This window comes from Nostoc sp. CHAB 5836 (assembly GCF_020829445.1).
GTDB lineage: Bacteria > Cyanobacteriota > Cyanobacteriia > Cyanobacteriales > Nostocaceae > Nostoc.
Genome location: NZ_JAIVFV010000015.1, coordinates 1 through 25,730 on the forward strand (window position 1 = coordinate 1; position 25,730 = coordinate 25,730).

The 25,730-nt window shown below is 42.5% G+C and carries 17 protein-coding genes and 1 tRNA gene; 16 read left to right on the top strand and 2 right to left on the bottom strand.

Annotated features, from left to right (window positions below; all coding sequences use genetic code 11):
- The 6 genes from LC605_RS05045 to LC605_RS05070 all read left to right on the top strand — a co-directional run.
- A partial coding sequence (locus LC605_RS05045; protein ID WP_229546479.1) for a DEAD/DEAH box helicase occupies positions 1–1,733 on the top strand: 1,733 nt, incomplete at its 5' end.
- A 212-nt stretch (positions 1,734–1,945) separates the two neighbouring features.
- The gene (locus tag LC605_RS05050; RefSeq protein ID WP_229546480.1) at positions 1,946–2,110 is read left to right on the top strand and encodes a hypothetical protein; all 165 of its coding nucleotides are present in this window, start codon (positions 1,946–1,948) and stop codon (positions 2,108–2,110) included.
- 12 nt (positions 2,111–2,122) lie between these two features.
- On the top strand, positions 2,123–2,596 hold the full coding sequence (locus LC605_RS05055; protein ID WP_229546481.1) for a hypothetical protein: 474 nt from the start codon (positions 2,123–2,125) through the stop codon (positions 2,594–2,596).
- A gap of 500 nt (positions 2,597–3,096) precedes the next feature.
- On the top strand, positions 3,097–3,915 hold the full coding sequence (locus tag LC605_RS05060; protein WP_229546482.1) for a P pilus assembly protein, chaperone PapD: 819 nt from the start codon (positions 3,097–3,099) through the stop codon (positions 3,913–3,915).
- A gap of 376 nt (positions 3,916–4,291) precedes the next feature.
- Positions 4,292–6,946, top strand: coding sequence for a carboxypeptidase-like regulatory domain-containing protein (locus LC605_RS05065; RefSeq protein WP_229546483.1), 2,655 nt, complete (start codon positions 4,292–4,294; stop codon positions 6,944–6,946).
- Between the two features lie 382 nt (positions 6,947–7,328).
- Entirely contained in the window at positions 7,329–8,207 is an 879-nt protein-coding gene (locus LC605_RS05070) for a bile acid:sodium symporter family protein (RefSeq protein WP_229546484.1), read from the top strand.
- 307 nt (positions 8,208–8,514) lie between these two features.
- Here the strand turns inward: LC605_RS05070 and LC605_RS05075 are convergent, their stop codons facing one another.
- On the bottom strand, positions 8,515–9,132 hold the full coding sequence (locus LC605_RS05075; RefSeq protein WP_229546485.1) for a Uma2 family endonuclease: 618 nt from the start codon (positions 9,130–9,132) through the stop codon (positions 8,515–8,517).
- 420 nt (positions 9,133–9,552) lie between these two features.
- On the opposite strand from LC605_RS05075, the gene LC605_RS05080 reads away from it, so the two are divergent.
- From LC605_RS05080 to LC605_RS05100, 5 genes are all read left to right on the top strand, one after another.
- A complete protein-coding gene (locus LC605_RS05080) occupies positions 9,553–11,385 on the top strand; it encodes a hypothetical protein (protein ID WP_229546486.1) in 1,833 nt (610 codons plus the stop codon).
- Between the two features lie 406 nt (positions 11,386–11,791).
- Positions 11,792–12,931, top strand: coding sequence for a glutamate--cysteine ligase (gene gshA, locus LC605_RS05085; RefSeq protein WP_229546487.1), 1,140 nt, complete (start codon positions 11,792–11,794; stop codon positions 12,929–12,931).
- 701 nt (positions 12,932–13,632) lie between these two features.
- A complete protein-coding gene (locus tag LC605_RS05090) occupies positions 13,633–14,094 on the top strand; it encodes a tRNA (cytidine(34)-2'-O)-methyltransferase (RefSeq protein ID WP_229546488.1) in 462 nt (153 codons plus the stop codon).
- Between the two features lie 792 nt (positions 14,095–14,886).
- Positions 14,887–17,175, top strand: a complete 2,289-nt coding sequence (locus tag LC605_RS05095) for a peptidoglycan DD-metalloendopeptidase family protein (protein ID WP_229546489.1) — start codon at positions 14,887–14,889, stop codon at positions 17,173–17,175.
- Between the two features lie 166 nt (positions 17,176–17,341).
- Positions 17,342–17,415 (top strand) — tRNA-Met (locus tag LC605_RS05100).
- 774 nt (positions 17,416–18,189) lie between these two features.
- Here the strand turns inward: LC605_RS05100 and metH are convergent.
- The gene (gene metH / locus LC605_RS05105; protein ID WP_229546490.1) at positions 18,190–21,717 is read right to left on the bottom strand and encodes a methionine synthase; all 3,528 of its coding nucleotides are present in this window, start codon (positions 21,715–21,717) and stop codon (positions 18,190–18,192) included.
- Positions 21,718–21,898: 181 nt separating this feature from the next.
- On the opposite strand from metH, the gene LC605_RS32805 reads away from it, so the two are divergent.
- From LC605_RS32805 to LC605_RS05125, 5 genes are all read left to right on the top strand, one after another.
- Positions 21,899–22,030, top strand: a complete 132-nt coding sequence (locus tag LC605_RS32805; RefSeq protein WP_267868417.1) for a hypothetical protein — start codon at positions 21,899–21,901, stop codon at positions 22,028–22,030.
- A gap of 129 nt (positions 22,031–22,159) precedes the next feature.
- Positions 22,160–22,582 (top strand): DUF488 domain-containing protein, encoded by a 423-nt coding sequence (locus LC605_RS05110; RefSeq protein WP_229546491.1) that lies wholly within the window; start codon positions 22,160–22,162, stop codon positions 22,580–22,582.
- A 57-nt stretch (positions 22,583–22,639) separates the two neighbouring features.
- Positions 22,640–23,518 (top strand): N-acetylmuramoyl-L-alanine amidase, encoded by an 879-nt coding sequence (locus LC605_RS05115; protein ID WP_229546492.1) that lies wholly within the window; start codon positions 22,640–22,642, stop codon positions 23,516–23,518.
- 358 nt (positions 23,519–23,876) lie between these two features.
- The gene (locus tag LC605_RS05120; RefSeq protein WP_229546493.1) at positions 23,877–25,139 is read left to right on the top strand and encodes an FAD-dependent hydroxylase; all 1,263 of its coding nucleotides are present in this window, start codon (positions 23,877–23,879) and stop codon (positions 25,137–25,139) included.
- A 378-nt stretch (positions 25,140–25,517) separates the two neighbouring features.
- Complete coding sequence (locus LC605_RS05125) at positions 25,518–25,712, top strand: hypothetical protein (protein WP_229546494.1); 195 nt, start codon at positions 25,518–25,520, stop codon at positions 25,710–25,712.
- The last annotated feature ends 18 nt before the right edge of the window (positions 25,713–25,730 follow it).

The window sequence follows — 25,730 nt, forward strand, 5'->3', positions numbered from 1 at the left end:
ATGCACGTCAATGCGTTTTAAAAGTCAAAACCGAAACTGAACAACAGCTTCAGTATCTACAACGACAACTAAACGAACTTCAAAAAAATGAAGTTAGCCAACAGCAAATATCCATTACTCAAGCTGAGGTAGAAAAAGCACAGCAGGATGCCAATTTACAACTTGGACAAGTTATTAATCTCTTGCAAGAACTTAATCAACAAAATATCCCTGCTCAATTACGCATTCTAACTGAAAAATATCTGGCAACACAATCAAATATTTGGGAGCAGCCGCAAGAATTTTCAAATCAAGTCAATTATTGTGTTATTTCCATTAGTCAGCTTGAAACCTTAATTTCATCATTAGAACCTTTTGCTGTGTTGGAGATAATTCAACATTCTCTAAACGAGCATTTATCAAGCTTACAAGACAAGACTGAAACTTCTCTAGAACAACTTCAAAAGCTACAAACCAATCTACGCGAACTAGAACAAAAATCACAACCTCAGCCGGCAGAAAATTTAATAGAAGAACGAAATTGGTGGTTAACAGAATGGCAAGAAATACCCGATCAATTCAAACCAAAAAATTTTCAAGGCGACTTGTTTAATCTAGAGTTTTTACGCCATATTAATATTCAGTTTGAATCTTGGCAAGAGCAACTTCAAAAAGACGAAATTTATCTCAATAAATATCAGAATTTTGTTCAAGATTGGATAGGAAAACTAAGACAGCCAAATGAGCGCGACCGCGACGATTTAAGGCGCATTTATTTAGACAATGCTAACGTCGTTGGTATCACCTGTGTGCAAGCTGCAAACAGAGGTTTTTCTGAAGAATTCAAATCTTTTGATGTTGTCATTATTGATGAAGTTAGTAAGTGTACTCCACCAGAGTTACTAATCCCCGCATTGAAAGGCAAAAAGTTAGTCATGGTAGGCGATCATCGGCAACTACCACCCATGCTTGATACTAGCACCTTAGAAGAAGTTGCTCAAACAATTGGTAATACACGAGACGAACTACAATTTTTAGAAGAATCCCTGTTTAAAAGTCAGTTTGAATCTGCTGATGAAAGTATTAAACAAATGCTAACTACACAATATCGAATGCATCCATTTATTATGGGAGCAATCAATCAATTTTATGACGGTAAACTAGAATCTGGTATTTTGGAACCTGACACAAAACGCGCTCATCATTTAGCAGATGAAATCATCCAAGAATCTCAGCATCTTCTTTGGGTAAAAACGCCCATAGAGAATCAGTTTCTAGAGCAACGAAATGGAACTTCTTACTTTAATACTCCAGAAATTGATGCAATTGAACGTTTGTGTCAGCAGTTCGAGACTACTTGGGCTTCTAAGGTTGCTAGTGGTGAACCAAAAAAAGAAATTGCCGTAATTACATTTTATGGCGCTCAATTAAGAAAAATTGATGAACGTCTGCAATCTGAACTTTTCCCTTCACTAGAAATTCGTACTGGTACAGTAGACAGATTTCAAGGGATGGAAAGACCTGTTGTAATTGTCAGTATGGTTCGCAACAATAGCAAAGGAGATGTGGGATTTGCTAAGAAGCCAGAACGGGTTAACGTTGCATTTTCCCGCGCTCAAGAACTGCTGATAATTGTGGGTTGTCATAATTTATTTACCCATCAATCAGGTAAAGTCGGAAGTATGTATTCTGAAGTTTCAAATATTGTCAGTCTTCATGATGGTTTCGTTGATGTTTCTCGCCTCTTCAGCTAAATCTGTGGTGTGCTTACGCATACGCCGCAGGTATTGCGCGAATCGACAAAAAACCTAAATTTCATAAACCGTAACTTGGGCTAAGTATCTTAACGGAATTTGCTCTTGGAGATATAAGTATCGTATTTTCGCGGTCGATAAAGTAGCATTTGATAGCTAATATAAAAAAAGCACTGAGACAAAACAACGCTGAGTAATCAGTTAACTTCTTTATGCTTTACCGTCTAGCGTTAACCTCTAGCCTGGTGCTGGCAAGTGCATTAAGCGTGCAAGCATTCGCTCTACATCAAGCTGTGCTAGCTCAAAATGCAGATGTTCCTTTCAGTGGAACAGTTCCAGTTGAAGCTACGTTTTTCTCCAACCTTTATCTATTTTAAAAGGATTTAAAAATGATTCGTCGTTCTTTATTAACTGCTGCTTTAATCATTGTTGGTTCTGCTGCTGTCGCGCCCAAAACAATGGCACAAACGGCTGATGTTCCCTTTACAGCGAATGTCGGTGGTTTCTGCAACTTCGATCAAATTATTCCTGGTAAATTGGGACTCAACCAGCCGACTAACGCAACTGCACTAGCAGGAGGATATGCTGGAGGGCAATTTGCTAAGGTTTTTGTTAGCTGTAACCAAGGTGCCAGAGTGAGTATATCTAAGCCACAGCAGACCGATGGCCCTAGCTTTACACCCATTTTCTCTGCCGGACATATCAACTCATCTTTTGGTAGTACGAGTTCTCAGGGTGGTAATCCTGTGTTACTGCCCCCTGGTAGCGGTTTGCCTTTGGATATAGACATGATTGTAGATAAGGGCAGTCCCCTTCTTCCTGGAAGCTACAGCTATGTAACAACTTTGACTATCGTGCCATAGTCTAAAATTTTTCCAGTTTACCTTCAGATTGGTTGAGAAAAATAGTTGCTGAATATCTTGTTGCTAAAGACTAAATCTTCAAGCGGCAAGATATTTTTCTGATTACCCAGAGATCAAATAAGTATCTAGGCATAAATAAATTTAAAGTTTGTAGTAAGGACTTTAGTCCTGATAATCCCAATACGGTTCCGATAAGATAATTTGTCTATCGATAACGCTTGTCTTGACGTTGCAATGCAACGTCTCTACACACCATAACACCTCACCAATAACCTTAACCGAACCGTATTGCTGATAATCCTTGCTCTGAGCGATAAATCGCTCACTACAAACTAGGAGTAGAGACGTAGCACTCCTACGTCAAGACAAGGGTTCTGGATAACCCATATTTAATTTCTACCAGATGTCTATTTTATATTTAATTATGTCTACCTACTTAAGTCTGCTTTTGGGAACTATAAATCAGGAATTAAATTTACAATCCTGCCATATTTATAAATATGCTCAATAATAATTGGCGCTCTCTAGCTGCTGGCTTATTCGCCCTAGTTTTGTTTCCTGGTGCTGCTAAAGCACAAATGAGCGTTTCTCCTCTGGTAATTGAAGCCAAAGCGGAACGTGGACAAGCCCAAGGAATGATCACGATTTCCAATACCAGTAAGACCCCTTCTCGGATTCGGATTTATGCTCAACCTTTCACATATAGCCGTGACGCAGGGTTTCAAACCTTATCCTCTAGTCCTAGTGATCTGACAAAATATCTGCAATTCTCACCGCGTGAGTTGACTGTCAAACCAGGAGAGGTTCGGCGGGTACGCCTTATCAGTCGCTTGGCTCCTAATTTACCTGACGGGGAATATCGAGCGGTAGTGTTTAATGAAACTCTCAATGAATCCAAAGATGCGGCTGGTAATAACGTTACTTTGGTAGCACGAATTGGCGTGACCTTCTATGTCAGAAAAGGTAACCTTTCTCCCCAACTAGCAATTGATAGTGCCAGCTTTAACCCAGAGCAAAAACAAATTCAAATTTTAGTTCGCAATAACGGTCAAGCAACTGTTCTCCCTAGTTTAAATTGGACTTTACGTCAAGGGCAAACTGTTGTCAAAACTGGGCAGGTAGAGGCTAATGCTGTGGTGGCAAATAGCGATCGCAATTTCTTATTAAGTTACCCTAACAAAGACCAACCAGCCCTAAATCCTGGACAATATCAGCTAAGTGGTGAGTTGTTCTGGGGTGAAGACAATAATAAAAGTAAGTTACCCTTCAATCTAAATATTACTATTCCCACACAAACGGCTGCATCACAGAATAAATAGCTTGTGTAACAATTAGTAATTCGTAATACTCGCCTCCGGTGAGAAGCAAGCTAGGTAATTTGTAATTAATAAATTCAAATTCAATTTGGCATCTGTAGCCTGATTTTGGATAATTCTTATTGCTGTAAATTACAGCAGTAATATTACGTGAATTCGACGAACCTCTCCCTCCCAGCCTCCCTCTGGGAAACGGAAAGGGAGGAGCAACGAAAAATTCAGCTTTTGCTCCCCTCTCCGTGTCGGAGAGGGGTTGGGGGAGAGGTCAAATAATACTTGTCGAACTCACGTTAATATTGATAATTTTGCTTGGTACGTGGGAATTATATGTTTGTAGAGACGTTGCAATGCAACGTCTCTATTTTTATAAGAGATTTTAGTGGGAACTAAAAAACTTGTGCAACTTCGGTTATTAACTAGTAGAGGCAAATATCTGCTAGCTGCGATCGCTATTATCTATCAAATTATTATCACCCCAGCGAAAGCAGATACGCCTGAGATTTCAAATCCACAAACGCCTACTACCCAATTAGCTAAAAATTCCGAATTTAAAGTTTTTCCCGTAGGATTGAATGTCGGCAACCGCAATGTCAATCCTAGCGTTTTAGTGCGTGGTCAAGAAGATGGTTCCCAAGCAATTGATTTTGGAAATTGGCTGTTACCCTATGATGCTGTAATTCAAGGGTTGAAATTAAATGTTACCACTTTACCTGATGGTCAATTAGAAGTGCGATCGCCTGGTGTTGTAACTCGCATCGACCCAACAAAACTTCGCACCGATCCAGAATTAGGATTAGTCTTGACAATTCAAGATTTACAAACTCTCTTTGGCGTAACGGCAAAGTTTGATATCAATGAATACGCCATAGTTTTAGATGTTCCAGAACTAGATCAATCTAGTGGCAAACTAGCAGAAACGGAAACTCCAATTCAACTAGAAGGATTACCACACATTGCACCTCAAAATTTTAGTGTCACTGCAATTGAACAAAAGGTAAATGCTAGCGGTAGCGCTACCAGATCAACAAACTATAGAGGTGATTTCCTTGCTGTTGGTAGTGCTTTCGGTGGTTCGTGGTTCATCCGCACCGATCAACCCAATTTACAAAATTCGCAAACTTGGAATATTGCTGAAGCGCAGTTTCTTCGACAAACTAATTCAGCTGATTATTTTGTGGGTTCCCAGCCAACGTTTTGGCAAACTCAAGGAACAGGAGACTATTGGGGTTTTACATCCATTCAACGACAGGGGTTTGTACCACCTCAACCCTTTAGTGGTGGTTCTTCTGATCCTCGCCAACGTTTACAAGCAGATTCTATTGGACGCACAATTTCTGGTAAAGCTGAACCAGGTACATTAGTGCGGTTAGTGCAAGGTTTTGGCGATCGCATAATTGCCGAAATTTTAGTTGATTCTTCTGGCATTTACCGCTTTGAAAATATTAAAAGCCAAAATCAATTTTTGGGCAACAATTATCGCGTCTTATTGTATCCTCAAGGGCGACTCACCGCCCAACCAGAAATTCAAGAGGCTACTTTTTCTACAGTTCCAGGACAATTACCAGCAGGTGCTTCAGGATTAATCGTTTCTGGTGGGTTACGACGGGATTTTGTGGGAAATCAAAGTCTGTTGGGCAATTTTTCTGACTTTCGGGGCGGAATTGCTGGGCGTTGGGGTTTATCGGAAAATCTGACAGTAGGCTTAGGTGGAGTGTATGACGAATCGCCTAAAGCCTTAGCAGAATTATTTTGGCGTGCTAGAAATTTACCTTTGCAGGTAACAGTTTCAGCACTGACGGGTAATAAGTGGGATGTGAATACAGATATTCGCTATAATCCATCTTCAAGTTTGAGTGCTGCATTTACTAGCGATCGCTTGTCTAGCCGTTTTAATCTAGATTGGCGAGTTTTGCCTCAATTCACCTTATTCACTAGTACTGACACAGCTGATGCAACATCTGGCGGAATGCAAATTAACTTGAGTGGCAAAGATGCCTTTACCTTTGCCCGTGTCAGCTTTGATACTAAAAACCGCCTGCGCTGGAATTTGCTGCAACGTCTTGGGAGATTAGAATTAACGCAACGCGGTAACGAAATTGGTAGTTTGTCGGAACTGACTTACAACTTTTCTAAAAACCGCTTTTCTAATACTGGCAGCGCAGTGCTGTTAAATTATGAAACACAGAATCAAAATCGCAGCGACAACTTGCTAAGTGTGAGTTGGCGCTATCGTTCACAACAACAGGCGATTGATGGTAGCTATCAGTGGGAAGCACAGTTGGGTTATGGCATTGGTTCTCAAGGTAGCGGACTACTAGCCACATTATCAACAACGGTTTTACCCGGTTTGCTATTACGGGCGCGTTATCAAGGTGTATCGCCGAGTTCTGATGAAGCAACTTTCAGCATAGATTTAGCTTCTAGCCTGAATCTACAAGGGGGTATTAGTCCAGGCGATCGCCGTTCTAATTACTTCCGTACACAAGGCGGACTATCGATTAAGGCATTTTTTGACGGAAACAATAACGGCAAACAGGATGGAGGGGAAGAAGTTTATACAGATAGGTCTGATTTATTGTTGACTCTGAACAATAAACCGCTTAAGTCATTTTTACCACAAATCCAAGGCGACCGCACTTTAGTAAGAATGTCTCCTGGCATTTATCGCCTCGACCTCGATCCAGCCGGTTTACCCCCTGATTGGCAGGCTGCGGCTGAATCCTTAGCCGTTGATGTGATTGCTGGAAGTTATACCCCTGTAATGATTCCGCTAATTCGCTCTTACACGCGATCGGGAGTAGTCACAGATACTCAAGGCCAAGCGATCGCAGGCGCACGGGTAGAAGCTATACAACCAGATAGCGGAACTCGGCGTTTTTCTGTTACCAACGGTGCTGGAGTCTATTATTTAGAAGGCTTACCACAGGGTAAATACACTCTACAAATCAACGGTAAATCTGCTGGTAGCTTGAAATTAGAAGAGTCTTCAGAACCATTCCAAGAGCTTAATTTACAACAGCCGTCACCCCCCTAAGTACAATATTTCATAAATTCGTAGCGAATTCTCTGCGAACCTACCCTACGGGAAGGCGAACGCGAGTGCGTCTCCAAGAGTTGCGCCTATGCGCTTCCCTTTGCGCCCCTACCCTGCGGTTCGGCGAACGCGAGTGCGTCTCCAAGAGTTGCGCCTATGCGTTTAAATTTCAACCCTCAATTCGCCACGATTTTATGCTGCATCTGTACTAAGAGACTTCCAAAAAATAAATTCTCCCAAATTATTTGTACATTATCTGTACAAAGAGAATCTATGTTTATTTGTGGTTAATTATATTGATTGTCACAAGCAATAATTAAAATTTCAAGGGGAATACGGTAAAATCCAGAGGAACTTTTATTGTTACCAACGCGGGTTAAGGATGGAAGCAAATTTTCTGACGGCTGTTTTTCTGCCCCTAGCTCTATTTATTATCATGTTAGGCATGGGGTTAACCTTGACCCTAGAGGACTTTAAGCGAGTTGTAATCTATCCCAAAGCGGTGGTGATTGGCTTAGTCGCGCAGTTGATCGTGTTACCGATTGTGGGCTTTGGCATTGCGTCGGTGTTTCCTCTTGACCCACAATTAGCAGTAGGTGTGATGATTTTAGCAGCCTGTCCCGGTGGCGCTACTTCTAATATGATTACGTTTTTGGCTGGGGGTGATGTTGCTCTTTCTGTGACGCTAACAGCTATTAGTAGTTTCATTACGGTTTTTACGATTCCTCTGGTAGTAAATTGGTCAATGCAGAGATTTTTGGGAGAAGGAACAACGCTACAGTTACCTTTCTTAAACACTGTTTTGCAGATTGCGGTGATTACACTTTTACCCATAGCAATTGGGATGATAGCCAAGCGGTATGCACCCGGATTAGCAGATAAAGCAGATAAACCTGTGAACTGGCTGTCTTTATTTTTCCTGGCGGTGGTAATTACTGGAGTGCTGCTGCGAGAACGGAATAATTTTGTTTCTTATGTCATAGATGTGGGCTGGGCAACTCTAGCTTTGAATGTGGTTGCAATGGCTTTAGGTTTTGCGATCGCTACCTTAACCCGATTAGGAGAAAAACGTGTTACAGCAATTACAATAGAAGTAGGAATTCAAAATGGGACACTGGCGATCGCGATCGCTTCTACGCCTACGCTACTGAATAGTCCCACAATGGCCATTCCTGGGGCAATTTATGGTCTGCTAATGTTTGTGACTGGTGCTGGATTTGCTTGGTGGGCTAGTCGTCGTCAAGCCTTGTTGAAAGCATAAAAGTAGTTTGCCTCATGGGTTACAAGTATTTGTAGAAATTGAATTATCCAATCTTGTTATGTTGATGTTTCTCGCCTCATTTGAAAATTACTCTTTTTTAACTTAATATAGCGTTTCCTAGTCTGCTGAGGTACAGATATCTGCGTACCTCTGCGCTTTACTTTGCGTCCCTACCCTACGGGAAGGCGTTCGCGTAGCGTCTCGTAGAGAAGCGCCTATGCGTTTCAAAATATTATCTGTACCTCACGTAACTGGGAATTGCTATACTGTGCATAGCTGATTATCATTCAAATAGTGAATTAAATATTTATTGACCAGCTTTGAAAATTTCTTCTGCCGTCAAAATTAACTCAGGGAAACTAGGAGATATAATGCGATCGCTACCCAGAAACTGACTGACTTGGTATTCTCCATCAATTAGTTGATAAACTGAAATAGTGGGTTGTTTGGGATTACCAATAAACTTCCTAGCCGCCAATGCTGCATAGTCAACAATCCAATATTCGGCGATACCCATTTCTTCATAATCGGCAAGTTTCAGATAATAATCATCGCGCCAATTAGTACTGACAACCTCAATCACTAAAGGAATTGATGCACCCTTCGTAACAGTAGAAGATTTTTCCCAAAGCGGTTCATCAACCAAAGCAGCGTCATTTAGTATTAATACATCTGGGAAATAACCTGATTCTCTTTCCGGTGGTCTTACAATTGCTTGATTGGGAATAAAGTAGGGGAGATTTAATCGTCTAAACTCTAAAGTCAATTCAGCTGCCGAAAATCCTTTTATCCTTTCATGTTTCCCCGTAGGCTGTGACATTTCGACAATTTCCCCATTGTGCAATTCATAGCGTACCCCAGAGTTTTCAGGATACCAGGTGATAAATTCGTCAAAGGTAACTATTTTTGGTAAGGCTTGGGTCATAACAATTGATTACTGTGGGTTTGCTTTTATTCTAAAATTGCTGCACCTTCCTCGGTTTCTTCCTCCCCTGACAGCAACAGCGTCAAAGCCTCTTTTTTTTACGAACCACAGAGGCGCAGAGAACACAGAGAGAAGAGAAGAGAAGGAGGAAATGCTTAACCCAAGTGTATTGGATTATAGTCCGTTAAAACGCAATACGCTTGGGTTAAGGCTAAAACTCTTAGTAAAAGTCAGTTTTTTTAACGAACCGCCATCGCGTAGCGTCTCCCCCTGGGAGAAGGACGCAAAGAGAAGAAAGAAATGCTTAACTGAACTGTATTGCGTTAAAACGTACTTTAGCTATAAGAGAGGAACTTCAGTTCCGGGTGGTTTATGTCTAGAATGAAGTAGCCCTGGTGCGTCTATATGGAGGTTTCGTTGATGTTTCTCGCCTCTTCTGCTAAACCTATTGATGACAATCTCAAAAATTTGGTAGAAGAAATTGAAGCGCAAAGTTGTAGTTTATCAGTTTTAGCAGCGCGTCAATTTCGTTATAGTTTGCGTCAAACTCCGGTAGAAGTAAACATCAAGGAACCCCGCCAGTTTAACGTACTCGAAGAATTTATTATCCGCGCTGCTATTGAATTTCAACCTGCGCCAACAGAGGATGAATTAGCCTCTGTACTTGGGCTTGATTCTGTATTTATTAAAACTACTACTGCAACTCTTCGTTCCTTACAAACTCTATCAGCAGCATCGCCACTAACAGTTACTCCTGAAGGTCGCTCGTTTTATGAAAAAGGGTCTGTACCACAGCCACCATATCCTATACAAATTAATGCTATTACAGACCCTTTAAGCAACAAGATAACCTTTCAATCTGAATCCTTAAATGAGACAGCGATAGATTTGCCTGACTTGGCAGACTTTATAACTATTGATCATACAATTGCTGATATTGCTTCCTTACCCCTTGAGGAAATCCAAAAAAATATTCAAGCTTCAGGTTTAGCACTTCATGTTCCAGAAGAGGGAAAAATTGTCACTTCCTTTAAGATAGTGGCTTCCACTCAAAAAATTTGGAGAAAGATATCGCTTTTCATTATCTTCGATGCCCTTGAAGATAAATTGAGTATTCAAATAAGAAATGGAAAGCAAATTTTAGAGTCAGCATCAAATTGGTTAGAAGTGCTACACAATGAAGGTAAGATATCCTTGCAAACATTATGTAAATTGTCAACTGAAACCATAATTTTTGAACGTGAAGCCATTCTCAAGCAGAAAAATACTGAAATAGAAGCTAGGCTCGAAAAGATTCGCAAAAAGGCGTTAGAAGCTGCCACAGCAACCAATGTAAAAATAGATAATTCTACAGTGGTCGATGAAGTTATACAGTTACGCGATGGGCAAATTTCTCAAGCTTTTATAGAAGTTTTAAATTCCGCTAAAAGTCAGGTTATGATTTACTCTCCGTGGGTGAATCAGACGGTTGTCAATGAAAAATTTCTAACTCTGTTACAGAAATTAGCTAATCGCGGAGTCTGGATTTTAATTGGATATGGAATTGCACGGCGACAAGAAGATGAAGATAAACCAATTCCACCAGAAGTAGAGAAAAAGCTTCGAGCGATAAGAACACCTGATGGTTTACCATCTGTACAGGTTTTTTGGTTGGGAGATTCTCATGTTAAAGAAGTAATAGTTGATCAGAAAATGCATCTTTGTGGCTCTCATAACTGGTTATCCTATCGCGGCGATTACCTACCACGAGGTGAGTCAGTTTATAAAGTTACAATTCCTCATCAAGTCCAGGAAGCTTATGAATTTTTGGCTAATCGCTTCCAAAATCACGCTCAAAAGTTATGGAAAAATGCTCTAGAAAACCGCGATTATCAACTTGCTGTAGAGTCTTTATGTGTGTGGGGTGCGCTAGGTATGGAAGATATTGCACTCAAAGAGATACAGCAAAATAGTTGGTTTGAACTTCTGCCTGTATGGTTAAATATAGCAATACAGGCATTAAAGTCAAAAAATTTATCAGGTGATTCAGCAAGTTTTAAAACTGCACTTTCGTTGCTGAATCAGGTTTCTCTTGAAGATGCTTTTATCGAACCATTGCAGCAGGGATGGCAAAAAATTATCGGCGCGATCGCAATCAATAACCCCAAAACTGCTTTCAACTTACTTACTGATGAAGTCTGGGAACAGTTTCTACGTCTCAATATTGCCCAGAAGAGTGATTCACCTGATAATTTTGTCTCGCAATATACATAACTCAAGACCAGAAGCCCCCAGCATCAAACTCAAGGCTTTTACTATTAAGTTATTTATATTTATCTCTTCACACTGTCTTGTTATTAGGTAAGTACAGGACTTACGCAAAATCATGAAAAAACGAACCGCAAACGCGAGTGCGTCTCCCCTTGGGAGAAGGACGCAAAGGAATAAGGTTTCAGAGAGTTATTGCGTAAGTCCTAAAGTATAAATACCAATGTCATGAGAAAAAAGATAACTTCTAGAAAAAGTATGATAGCACTAACATTATATTTGAAATCTGCCATCCTGATTTGGTGTGAGTTGGCAATTCAACGATTCTTAACTTTTGATTGACTGAAAGATAGATCCAGGAAATCGTCTAATTCGATACAATTTATAGGCAGAGAGAGCCGAGGAGAAGAAAGTGGTCTTATTAAAAGGCTTTGAGATTGAGATGTATACTGGCACGCCTCAAGGTGAAATCGTCGGTCTCTCCGACAAAATTGCTGCGGCTTTGGATGGATTTATGCGGGAACCAGATAGCCGCAACGTTGAATACATAACCCAACCATCCCCTAATTACGAAAATTTATTGTGTGCTTTGCTGCGTCCCCGGCGGGTGTTGCGAAACTACCTGAATCGTTTGGGCGATTACACCCTGATACCGGGAAGTACTTTATCTTTGGGTGGGAGCGATCGCTTTCTCCGTTCCGATCCAGCAAACCCCTATCATGATTACATTGAGAATACCTACGGCACAAAAGTAGTCACCGCCAGCGTACACATCAATGTCGGTATCAGCGACCCAGAAGTATTAATGCGGGCGTGTCGGGTGATCCGTATGGAAGCACCTCTATTTCTCGCCCTCAGCGCTTCATCTCCCTTCCTGGATGGCAAAGCCACTGGCTATCACTCCACCCGTTGGGGCGTATTTCCGCAAACGCCTAGCCATGTGCCGTTATTTGCTAGCCACGCTGATCATATCCAGTGGGTAGAAAATCAACTCCTTACCGGAACTATGCAAAACGTGCGGCATTTGTGGGTATCAGTGCGACCAAATGGCGATCGCCGTCCTTATGACCTAAATCGGCTAGAATTACGAATTTGCGATTTAGTCACAGATCCCATTGCTTTGCTAGCCATTACTGCCTTATTAGAAGCGCGTTTGTTGCAATTAATCGAAAATCCCACCATCGATCCCTTAACCCAAAGTACCTTCTCTGGCGAAGAACTCGTCACCTTGACTGCTGAGAACGAAGCTGCTGCTGCTGCTGGTAGTCTCGATGCTCATTTGAGGCATTGGCAAGATGGTAGAAGCATTATAGCCAGAGATTGGATTGCCCAAATGTACCAAGATGTTTGGGCGATCGCTAAACAACAAGGCTTTAGTTGTTTCCTTTCCCCTTTGCACAAAATCCTCCGCGAAGGCAATGAAGCTCAACAGTGGCTGCAATTACACGCAGTCGGTTTTGATAGTCAGCGCGTCATCACCCAGGCGATCATCGCCACCCAAGAGCGCGAAATCGAACTCGAAGACAAATTGTGTTCGTCCCTGCTGGCTTAACTCAAGGAACATTGGGCATGGGGCATTGGGAAAACACATTAGACATCTGGTGAAATTAATTATGCGTTACCTGAAACCCTTGTAGAGACGTTGCAATGCAACGTCTCTAGATTCGTTTTCCGAGATGTCTATTATTTATTCTCACTTCTACTTCCTCATCTCCCCATTCCCCACTCCCCTCTTCAGACTAAGAGGGTGTTTATAAATTCGGCAAAAAACCTAATTTGTCATGCTGAACGGAGCGATAGTGCAGTGAAGCACCTCTGAACGGAGCTTCAAACCATAGATTCTTCGTTCCTCAGAATGACAGATTTTATTTATAAACACCCTCTAAGTAAGTTGGCGCGAAAAAATCAAAGTATGTTACGAAACGTAGATAGCCTTAAAATCTTTACTATTGACCAATGACAAAGGACAAATGACAGCCTTAGCCAGTTAACTTTAATTGCGCCGGCCTACTTAATGGCAGATTTTCTTGGAGACGCAAGCACTTAGCTTTTCTACACAAAACTTAATATTTTTTGATATTAGCCAAATATCCTCTCAGGCATTGCTCTGGGAGGGTTTGTACTTAGTTTTAAAAACCTAATCTATAGAGGATGCTTGATTCTTATTAAGAAAACCTATGAATAGCCTCTACCCTTTGGTAGATTTAACATTAACAATAGATTGTTTTATACAATACGTAAATTATACGGACAATGCCTCAGGTAGTTTTAGTTAACCCACAAATCCCTCCGAATACAGGTAATATTGCTCGTACTTGTGCAGCTACTGATACAGAGTTGCATTTGGTGGGCCCTTTGGGGTTTGAAATTAGCGATCGCTACCTTAAAAGAGCTGGCTTGGATTACTGGCCTTATGTCAAACTACACTATCACGAATCCCTAGAAGCCTTTAAAAACTTACGTCAGGAGCGGGGAGGCAGATGGTTGGGTTATACGGTTGGTGGAAATTGTAATTATGTAAGCTTTCAGTTTCAACCTGATGATTGGCTGCTGTTTGGTAGTGAAACCACGGGCTTACCACCAGAAATTCTGTCAGATTGCGATGCTACCCTGTATATTCCCATGAGCCAACCAGGGGTTCGCAGCTTGAATCTGTCGGTGAGTGTGGCAATTGGCTTATTTGAAACCCGTCGTCAGTTAGGCTACTTACAATAGTTCTCTATCCGGACAATCATACGTGTATTTACGTAGAAGATCTCCAGGAATCCATAAGACGATTTATTTTTGGCAGGAAAAACTTTCTTGGTTACTGCGATAATATGTAAAACAAGATACCTAAAATTAGGTTTATCCGTAAATTGTAGTGGAAGATACTTACAAATATGGGAAAGTTATTATAAGAAATTTGTATATAAAACTTGGGATATTGCCAAATTTGAATGATAGATTTTGATGAATTTCAAACATCCTAAAGGAGGGAACAAAATCGCTACAACCAAGTCATATTGGTCATTTGAGCCATTGTGGCTCCATGAATGCCAGAAAGCAGCCCAAAAGTAGCCGGTAGTTCATACGGTTGTTTTTTAGGGAATAATCAACGTAAAGTCTCGTGTTGAGAAGACGGATTGGGTAAAAATATCTTGAAGATATCTACAGTAGGGGGCATCATTTTTCCAGAAGTCGCAGCAATTTAATTCTCAACAGCGACTATCGACTTGGCAAATCCTTTGTCCAGTCCCCGCGATTGACGCAAGACAAGCGCGGATAATGGTAAAGAGTAAAACGTCCTAAGTGGTGTTAGGAGTGGTTCGGACAAGTAAACACAACAAACTCTAAGTTTTGTTAACACGTGTAAACTTGTCTAAATCAGAGAAGCAGGTTAATCTTGCGTAAGCATCTCTGGTGAATGTGATCTTGATCTATCGTTGGTTGTGATCTAAATCATTGACTAGTATCCAACAGAAAAATCGAGGTCAGTTAAGCGCTAGTGATCATAGGAGGTCGTCTTTGAAACGAGCATTAAAAAAGAGAGTAAAAGCTGTGTTGAACAATAACCCCAGCAGCGATGATGCCCCGGTGGAACTGCTAAATTTGATGAATCCAAAAGTTAACCGCCGGGTGCGGACAAAAGCCGCCATGATTGGCTTGGCAATCTCTATGGGAGCAACCAGCCTTTTGGTGACTCGACAAAGCGATCAAGCCCAAGCAGCAGTGCCTGTAGGCAGCCAAAAGGCAACCTCAGCGATTCCTGCTGTTCCTGACACTGAGGTGAAATTCGCCTCCATAAAGCTGGAGTCCCAAGCAGTCTCATCAGCGAGCGTGCCGGAAAATCCTGTGATCGTGGAACCAACGGCAGTCTCACAAGTGCCTGGGCTTGAAGCTAAATGGCAAGTTGCGGCAAATGGGATGTCTTTGCAACTTCCTGCATCCAATACATTTTCCCAAGCAACAGTCGGTTATAAAAATTCCACCAACCTGAAACCCCAAGTAGCACAGGGATTGAACAATACCTTAGCCAAAACTAGTTTCCCAACAGTCAATAATCTGTCTGACTATAGTGCTGATGGTGTTGGTAGTATAAATGCATCACTAACTGCCCAGCCACAAACAGTGGCAACATCTGGAGTAGTCAACAGTGAAATAAATGCACAACTTAAGGCGCAACAAGAGTTCGCACTAAATCGCTTACAAGAAAAATCGACACGTTTAAGAAAGAGTCTGGCACAGTCGCGCTCTGGGGAGACCAAAAATTTATCACAAGCTCATATAGAGTTGACGCAGCCGACAACTGTGGTTGAGAAGACTGTATTAGGCCAGTCAGAGACTTCTAACGATACAAGCAAAGCGAACCTGATATCGAAGTTAAAACAGAAGACACAGACGAGTGCATTAGTACCAGCTCAACCAACAGTTATTGCCTCCTCAACTCGAACCGCATACGAAGTTAAGCCTGGAGATACCCTAGCAGCGATCGCCAGCAGACACAATACTTCCGTATCAGAACTTGTGAAGGCAAATAACCTCAATAATCCAAATGAACTGCAAATTAGTCAAAAACTAATTATTCCTGCTGTTCAATTTGAGGCAACTGTAGCGAGTCAGCCCACTTTTATCGAGTCCAGCAAAACTCCAAAGGTAGCCACCTCCCCGATCAATATTGGTAGCGCTAACTCATATCTACCTAGTTCACAATCACCAACTATTGCCGACAAAAGTAGCATTGCCGTCCCTACAGCAGTAAATATTCAGATTCAGGCAAATAGTGCGACGGACTTAGAAACAGCCCTCCCCACAGCTAATTCTGATGGCGTCGGTGGTGACATTCCAGTGCCACAAGCCTTTGCCGAAATGCAACAGCCTAAAACACCAACAAATAGGGTAGCAACGGTAAACAACAATAATAATGACCGTTTGCGGGGCTTACAAGCGGAAATCCAAAGGTTGCAGCAGAAATATCGCGCTCAACAGTCTGGGAACTTAGTTGTGCCACCAGCAGCTACGGAAACTAATAATGCTGCGATCCTCACTCCTATTTCTACCCCTAATAATTTCACAGTACCTAACTCTGCTGCTCGACCGAATAGTGTAGCGATCCCAATAGCAGTTCCTACACCGATTCGGCCTAACTATACTGCTCAACCAATTAACACCCAATTCCGTACTACTGTACGTCCTAACGAACCAGTAAACCCAGAGTTCTTGCCTAATCTAGGTTCTGCCAGTCAGTGGACTCCCTCTCGCACTCCATCTCCCACAAGAGTTGCAACACCTGGTAGAAGAGTAAATGCCTCTGACTCTTTAGGAAAGATGCGAGGAACCACAGTTTCTCCCCAGATCCTACCGCCTTTGGCAGCAGTGGATCAATATCTGCCCAGACCCATTGACGAACTTATACCTCCTCCATCTACTTCAACCTTAGCTTACACATGGCCAGCGAAAGGCACCCTCACCTCTGGCTATGGCTGGCGCTGGGGTAGAATGCACAAAGGAATTGACGTTGCTAACTCCACTGGCACGCCAGTTGTCGCCTCAGCCGAGGGGACGATAGAAAAAGCTGGTTGGAACAATGGTGGTTACGGCAACCTTGTTGAAATCCGCCATCCTGATGGCAGCACAACTCGCTATGCTCATAACAGCAAAATTCTGGTGCAACCTGGTCAGCAGGTGAATCAGGGAGAAACAATTGCTTTAATGGGTAGCACTGGTCACAGTACCGGGCCACACACCCACTTTGAAATTCATCCATCAGGCAAGGGTGCTGTTAACCCAATAGCTATGCTACCGGCTCGCCTGTAATTATTGGCTGTCTGTAACTAAATTATTGCCTTGTTCGTTGAGGGAGTTTACCTCCCTTTTTTGCTTTCTACTGCCTCAACAAATCTGAAAGCTGTAATAAAATTGCAAAAAGGGCTAGCCTTGAGCAAATTTATATGCTATATTAGCAGATGATTTGGGAAAACATGGCTCAGTAGCTCAGTTGGTTAGAGCACGGGACTCATAAGCCTGGGGTCGTTGGTTCAACTCCGACCTGAGCCACTTTTAAAAGACGATAATATACGGGTTTTAGCTTCTAGTCATAAATAGTACTAGGGATCTGGATTTATATATAAGGCAAAACGCTAAGGCGGACACAGAGATAGGACTTAGTACAGATGCAGCATAAAATCGTGGCGAATTGAGGGTTGAAATTTAAACGCATAGGCGCCTCGCCTTCCCGCAGGGTAGGGGCGCAAAGGGAAGCGCATAGGCGCTTCTCTACGAGACGCTACGCGAACGCCTTCCCGTAGGGTAGGTTCGCAGAGAATTGGCTACGAATTTATGAAATATTGTACTTAGGCAATAACTCTCTAAAACCTTATTCCTTTGCGTCCTTCTCCCAGGGGGAGATGCACTCGCGTTTGCGGTTCGTTTTTTCATGATTTTGCGTAAGTCCAAAGAGAAGAAAGAAATGCTTAACCCAAGTCTATTGTGATATGACCTCTCACCGATGGACTTTGAGAGGTTTTTGCCCCCCTTTTCAAGGCAGGGAGGGCTGTTTCATTCCATTTCAAACAGGATTTGTCAAAATAGTTAGCGATCAAATTGTAGGTAAGCGTAAGGATGAGATGAACATTTAAGCACTTAAATAGCAGTAAAATAGTTCATTTTCTTGGTACGCTGGTTACAAAATAACCATTTTTTAATTCCTAGAACCCTTGATTTTTAAAGTTCTTGGGGGAATGAAACAGCCCTGGGATAAATTGGGGAGTTGGGGGATCTTTCGGGGCAAAATATCACTAATACCAAGTCGATTGGTTTGAGAGTAGGATTTTAGGCGCTAAAGTATTTTGCTAATGGGTGGTAAGCAATAATCGCAGTGGTAGACTGTTCTGGATAAAGTTGTTCACTTTCATCCATATACAAGTTAATCCTGTCAGTCTGCAATAACTCCAGTTGTTTGTACTGATCCTGAATATTTGGACAAGCTGGATACCCAAAACTATACCGGGAGCCACGATAGCGTTGTGCTAATATATCCCGAATATTGTCGGGTTCCTCAGCAGCAAAACCTAACTCTTGGCGAATTCTGGCGTGTGTCCATTCAGCGATCGCCTCGGCCACCTGCACCGCCATGCCGTGGAAATACAGATAATCGGTGTATTGATTCGCTGCAAACAGCTTTTGAGCGAATTCTGTCGCAATCTCCCCCACAGTCACCGCTTGCATCGGGAAGACATCAATAATTCCCGACTCCTTCGGTGCAAAGAAATCTGCGATGCACAGCCGTCTTAAAGACTTTTGTCTGGGAAACTCGAAAGTTGCAACTTGTTGTGATTGGTTTTCTGAGTCATATATATGTAGAGAATTCCCCTCAGATTGACAAGGGAAATACCCGTAAATCACTTGTGGATGTAACAGATTATCCTCAATAATTCGCTGTTTCCAAGTTTCTAAAACTGGGTAAACTTTCTCAGCTAAGAAGGCCTGATATTCTTCCTTAGATTGTTCCTTGGGTTTGCGGAATTGCCACTGTCCAGCAATTAAAGCTTGTAAATCTAAATGCCAGAATATTTCCTCAATGGGAATATCACTAGGCTGCAATAACTGTGTTCCCCAAAAAGGTGGTGTGGGACGTTCAATATCTATCTCCACAGCCTCAGAAGGTCTGGTATCTATTACTTTTGCTTCAGCAGATGTTTTTTGGGCAATTGTAGTTACTGATTCTTTGTTATCATTTGTCGAAACTTCAGCCGTTTCAACTTCGTTCAAAAATCCCTGCAAATCTTCCCAGTTACCAGCGGCCTTTGCTGGCATTAATTTATCCATGAAATGCAAGTCAGAAAAGGCATCTTTGCCATAAACAACTTTACCTTTGTAGGTTTTTTGGCAATCTTCATGGACAAATTTGGGAGTCAGCGCCGCACCACCTAAAATTACGGGGACACTAATTCCCTTTTCGTTGAATACCTCCAAATTCTCTTTCATGAAGGCGGTGGATTTTACTAGCAAACCACTCATGGCTATACAATCAGCTTTGTGCTGTTCGTAAGCGTTGATGATGTTTTCCACCGGCTGCTTAATTCCCAGGTTAATCACCTTGTAGCCGTTGTTGGATAAGATGATATCCACCAAGTTTTTACCAATGTCGTGGACATCGCCTTTGACTGTGGCAATGATAAAGGTTCCTTTACCGTTGTTGCCAGATTCAGATTTTTCCATGAACGGTTCTAGATAAGCAACCGCCGCTTTCATGGTTTCCGCAGATTGCAATACGAAGGGTAATTGCATTTGTCCAGAACCGAATAATTCCCCGACAACTTTCATCCCATCTAGCAAGAAGGTGTTGATAATTTCCAAGGGGGGATATTCTTCTAAGGCTTTTGTCAGATGTTCTTCTAAGCCAATGCGTTCGCCGTCGATGATGTGACGTTTGAGACGTTCTGGGATGGGGAGACTTTCATCTAAGGAGCGATCGCGCTTAGTTGTCACCCCGGCAAACTCTGTGGTAAGCTCTCCCAAAGGATCGTATACGCAAACATCACCCTCAAATTTTCGCTGATCATAAATTAACTGGCGACAAATTTCTTGATGGCGTTCTTCAATCTTCGAGAGTGGTAAAATCTTGTTAGCACTGACAATGGCTGCATCCATTCCCGCCGTCGTCGCTTCGTGCAAAAACACCGAGTTCAGCACCATCCGCGAGGCTGGATTTAAACCAAAGGAAATATTGGAAACACCCAAAATCACATGACATCCAGGCAATTCTTCACGAATCCGCCGGATGGATTCAATTGTGGCTTTACCGTTTTCTCGATCTTCTTCAATCCCGGTGGAAATTGGTAACGCCAGGGTATCAAAGAATATTTCAGTGGGTGGTATGCCGTATTCTACAGCTTGATGGTATGCACGTTGTGCGATCGCAAACTTTTTGTCTGCTGTCCGTGCCATGCCATCTTCATCGATAGTACCAATGATTACACCAGCACCGTACTTTTTCGCTAACTCCAACACTTTCAAAAAGCGCGGTTCCCCATCTTCGTAGTTGGTGGAATTCAGCAAACACTTACCACCGGCAACCTTTAAACCGGCCTCCATCTTTTCCCATTCGGTGGAGTCAAGCATTAAAGGCAATGTCACATTATTAACAATGCGCGAAACTAATTCGTGCATATCCCGCACACCGTCGCGTCCCACATAATCGACGTTGACATCAAGGATATGTGCGCCTTCTTTGACTTGCGCCCTCGCCATTGAAACGAGTCCATCCCAATCTTCCGCATTGAGTAAATCGCGGCACTTCTTGGAACCACTGGCGTTGAGACGTTCGCCAACAATCAAGAAAGAATTATCTTGGTCGTAAGGCTGAGTGGTGTAAATTGATGCTGCTGCTGGTTCTAAGCTAGGTTGTCTAACTTTTGGCTTCAAATCTTTGGCGACTTCTGCCAATTGTTGAATGTGTTCTGGACGCGTCCCACAGCAACCCCCAATCACTTGGACACCCAAATCTTCAACAAAATGCATCAGCGACATCCGTAATTCCAACGGTGTCAGGCGGTAGTGTGCTTGACCGCCGACGTTCTCAGGTAAACCCGCGTTAGGAATACAGGAAACAATAAAAGGTGAATGTTCTGCCAGATACTTGATATGTGGTTTCATCAAGTCTGGGCCAGTGGCACAGTTTAGACCGAGAATGTCAATTGGGTAATGTTCCAGAATTGTCAGCACAGCACTAATTTCTGAACCTACCAACATTGTGCCCATGCTTTCCATTGTCACAGACACCATCAACGGCCGGCGATCGCCCTTCTTAACAAATACCTCTTCAATCCCATTCAGCGCCGCTTTAATTTGCAGCACATCTTGGCAAGTTTCCACCAGAAATAAATCAACACCACCATCCCACAGCGCTTCTGCTTGTTGAGCAAAAGTAGCTTTCATGGTATCAAAGTCAATATGTCCCAAGGTAGGAAGTTTGGTTGTGGGGCCGATAGAACCAGCCACAAACCGGGGTTTTTCTGGCGTGGAAAATTCCGCAGCCACACCCTTGGCTAATTCTGCGGCTGTCTTGCTGAGGTAATAGGCTTGGTCTGCTAAGTCATATTCTGCCAGCACCAGGGACGTACTACCAAAGGTATCGGTTTCAATCACATCAGCACCAGCAGCGAGAAAGTCACGGTGAACCTTAGCCACAGCTTCGGGTTTCGTGTGGACTAAGTATTCGTTACAACCTTCATACTGTGGGCCGCCGAAGTCTTCAGCAGTCAGGTTTTGGGTTTGTAAATTGGTTCCCATCGCCCCGTCGAAGACGAGGACTGGGCTATCTGGACTACGCAGGCGTTCAAGGAAAGGATGAGTCATGTTTTCCTAGAAGAAATGAGGAAATCAAGTGAGTCTTGTGATACTCAACTTACTTTATTATTTTCCAAAATTTTGAGAGTTTCCGCAGTATGTAATGGAAAAATTTTGATATATACTGAAGCGACTGATGTACTTACATTGTCAGTATACATAGTGAGCTAGTTCATATAGAGGTCGTTCTATGGAAAGAAGGAAAATTTTGATTGCAACTAAAACATACCCTTCAATTAGCACCAAATATCAAGAAACAGTCTGTACAGCAGGAGTTTTATTAGATGATGACGAAAAACCAGTTCAGTGGATTCGCATTTAGCAAAAAAGATTTATACTTTATCATGGGAAACCTAAAAAATCACAAAAATAGCTTTATGATTATTGGGATATTTTACCCACCATTAATAAAAATATAATATTTAAACTTGATTGGTTTTAGGAATGAAAAATGACAGTTAAAGATATTGCTAAAACAAGATGTATACTTACTTTCGGATATGGCAATCGCAAAGATTATGATACCTTCTTGGAATACCTGCAAAAGTTTGATGTGGAATGTGTTGTTGATGTGAGGATGGTTCCTCGTGCTTGGAGCCGTAAATGGTACGGCGACAAAATTAAAATATTCTGTGAATCAAATCATATTGAATATATTTCTAAAACTGCTCTAGGTAACACATCTGGTAAGGAAAATTGGATTCCAGTAAATAAAGAAGAAGCAGATAAGGCTCTACATGAAATTGCACAAATTGCTCAAACGGGTAATGTTTTACTGTTGTGTGCTGAAATGAACCCGAATCGGTGTCATCGGAAAGAAGTTGCTGATTGCTTGGGAAATTTGGTATCAATGCCTGTTAAGCATTTAGAGTAGTAAACTACAATTTTTTCACTACTTAGGGAAATTTACCGTTTTACGCGTATTAGAACAATGAAGTTTAAAGACTGGGCGACTAGGGTGCTACTAATCTCGCTGATGTTCATGGCTTTAATTGTAGTGCTGCTAATTGGACGAGCGACAAAATTACACAATCATCCGACAACATCCCATACATCCAATCCACAGGTTACAGCCTGGAGTCAATATCCCCAGGCCCAATTCCAATCAGCCAAAGAGCCAGAGAATAAATCTCAAAATGTGATCAAGTCCCCAGTCAAGACTAGCAAGCCTGTAGCAAGGTATGTAACCAGTCAAGCTTTTGCACAGTATAGACCTAATTATCAAGTTGTCTCAGTTAACCCAACTAACTATGGAGAACGGTACTCCCAAGATGTTAACGGTATACCTGTCAACAATCAACCAATTATCGTCCTCCATGAAACTGGTTATTCTGCTTCTAGTGCGATCAATTTCTTTCAAGTAGCCCATGATGATGAAAATGTGCAAGCAAGTTACCACGCTTTAGTCAAGTTAGATGGAACAGTGGTTTATCTAGTACCGCCAGAAAAGCGGGCTTTTGGTGCAGCTAACTCAGTATTTGATGGTTCCCAGGGAGTGGAAACTGTGCAGACTAATCCAAATTTGCCTGCGTCTGTGAACAATTTTGCTTATCATGTTTCTTTGGAAACACCGCCAGATAGTTATGACAGTAGCAGTCAACAAACCCATAGCGGTTATACGGAAGCTCAATATAATTCTCTTGCTTGGTTAATTGCTCAAAGTCAAGTCCCGGACGATCGCATCACTACGCACCATCTAGTAGACCGTTCTGGTAAAAAAGTTGACCCGATAAATTTTGATGGTCATAAATTTCTCAGCTTACTTAATACTTATCGTCAGGTTAAACCAATTGCTCGCGTCAGCCAATAATTCAGGGTTTATGCAAATTTAGGAAGAAACGAACCGCAAAGGGCGCAGAGTACACAAAGGAAGAGAAGGAAGAGAAGGAAGAAATGCTTAGTACAACATTTCATTAATTCGTAGCGAATTCTCTTTGCGTTCCTACCCTGCGGGAAGGCGAAGCGCCTATGCGCTTCCCTTTGCGCCCCTACCCTGCGGGAAGGCGAACGCGAGTGCGTCTCCAAGAGTTGCGCCTATGCGTTTAAATTTCAATCCTCAATTGGCCACGATTTTATGCTGCATCTGTACTTAGTTTAGCTTTTAAGGTTGCTCAAGGAGGCGCGATCGCGTCAAAATAAGAGTTAAGACGCTGTAACCTAACTTAACAATGGCCATAACGCAGCTTGAGCAAACTCTTTCCCCCCAACCAACACCGCCAAATGAGCGGGGATATGAATATGATTTGGTAATTGTCGGCGGTGGGATTATTGGGTTAACTCTAGCCTCTGCTTTAAAAGATTCTGGCTTGAGTGTCTTGCTAATTGAGGCGAAAGTCGCATCGGTGGCGGTAGCCAAGGGACAAGCCTATGCAGTTCATATGCTTTCTTCGCTAATTTATGAAGGAATTGGCGTTTGGGACAAAATGTTGCCTCAAATCGCTAAATATTGCCGAGTTCGTCTTTCGGATGCTGATTATCCCAATGTGGTGGAATTTACCACAGATGATATAAATACACCAGAGTTGGGTTTTGTGGCGGAACACCAAGCGCTGTTGCAGCCATTGCAAGAGTTTGTCCAAGATTGCCCAAATGTGACTTATCTGTGTCCGGCGGAAGTGGTAAATACGCAATACCAGCAAAATATAGTCGCGATCAATATAAAAGTTGCCGATCAGTTAAGGACAGTTCGCAGCAAATTAGTTGTCGCAGCAGATGGATCGCGATCGCCAATTCGCCAAGCTGCTGGAATTAAAACTTCTGGCTGGAAATATTGGCAGTCTTGCATTGTCGCCTTTGTCAAACCAGAAAAACCCCACAATAACACCGCTTACGAAAGATTTTGGTCTAGCGGGCCCTTTGCGATTTTACCTTTACCGGGGAACCGTTGCCGCATTGTCTGGACAGCGCCCCATGAAGAAGCAAAAGCTTTGTGTGCTTTAAATGACGAGCAATTTTTGGCAGAACTAAGCCGCCGCTATGGCGATCAGATGGGGAAATTGGAATTACTAGGCGATCGCTTTGTTTTTCAGGTACAACTCATGCAAAGCGATCGCTACGTTCTCCCCCGACTAGCATTAATTGGTGATGCGGCGCACAATTGCCATCCCGTCGGCGGACAAGGTTTAAATTTGGGTATTCGAGATGCAGCAGCTTTGGCGCAAGTAATTCAAGCAGCGCACAAAGCGGGTAAAGATATTGGTGACATTCAGATTCTCAAAGGTTATGAACGCTGGCGCCAGCTGGAAAATCTGACGATTTTAGGTTTCACCGATTTGTTAGATCGAATGTTTTCTAATAATTTCTTACCTGTGGTGGTGGTTCGTCGCCTGGGTTTATGGTTTTTGCAGCGAGTACCTATATTAAAGGTGTTTATGCTGAAATTGATGATTGGCTTGAAAGGGCGAACTCCAGAATTAGCAAAACAAAAATAAAGAACCCCACCCCGCCAAAGCTACGCTTTGTCTCCCCTCCCCGCAAGCGGGGAGGGGTTGGGGGTGGGGTGTTAGGGACTTTTGCAAGACGTGTAAAGGAATAAGAGTTTCAGAGAGTTATTGCATAAGGGACTAACAACAAATAAATTACCCAATCTTGTGGGGTGGGCGACACGAGGGCCCATACACAAGGGCGGGCGAGACGCCATTGGTGTCAACTTAAGCCTGGGCGAATGGAATTCGCGGCTACACAAACAAAGTCCGCCTGCGCGGACTAAGAGAAAATTAATATTTTTAACCCGCGCAGGCGGGTTTCGTCTGTGTAGACGCGGTTTCTAACCGCCCTTTTAATGTCAGTCCCTAAGTCCTAGTCTTTTGATGTGCAATGGCATTGTCTTGGCTAACAATGGCATTGTCTCGGTTAACAATGGCATTGTCTTGGCTAACAATGGCATTGTCTCGGTTAACAATGGCATTGTCTTGGCTAACAATGGCATTGTCTCGGTTAACAATGGCATAACAACTACCTATGAAACGATCGCGATCGCTGATATGTTGATTAAATATATATAGGGTGTATCAGCAGTTTTA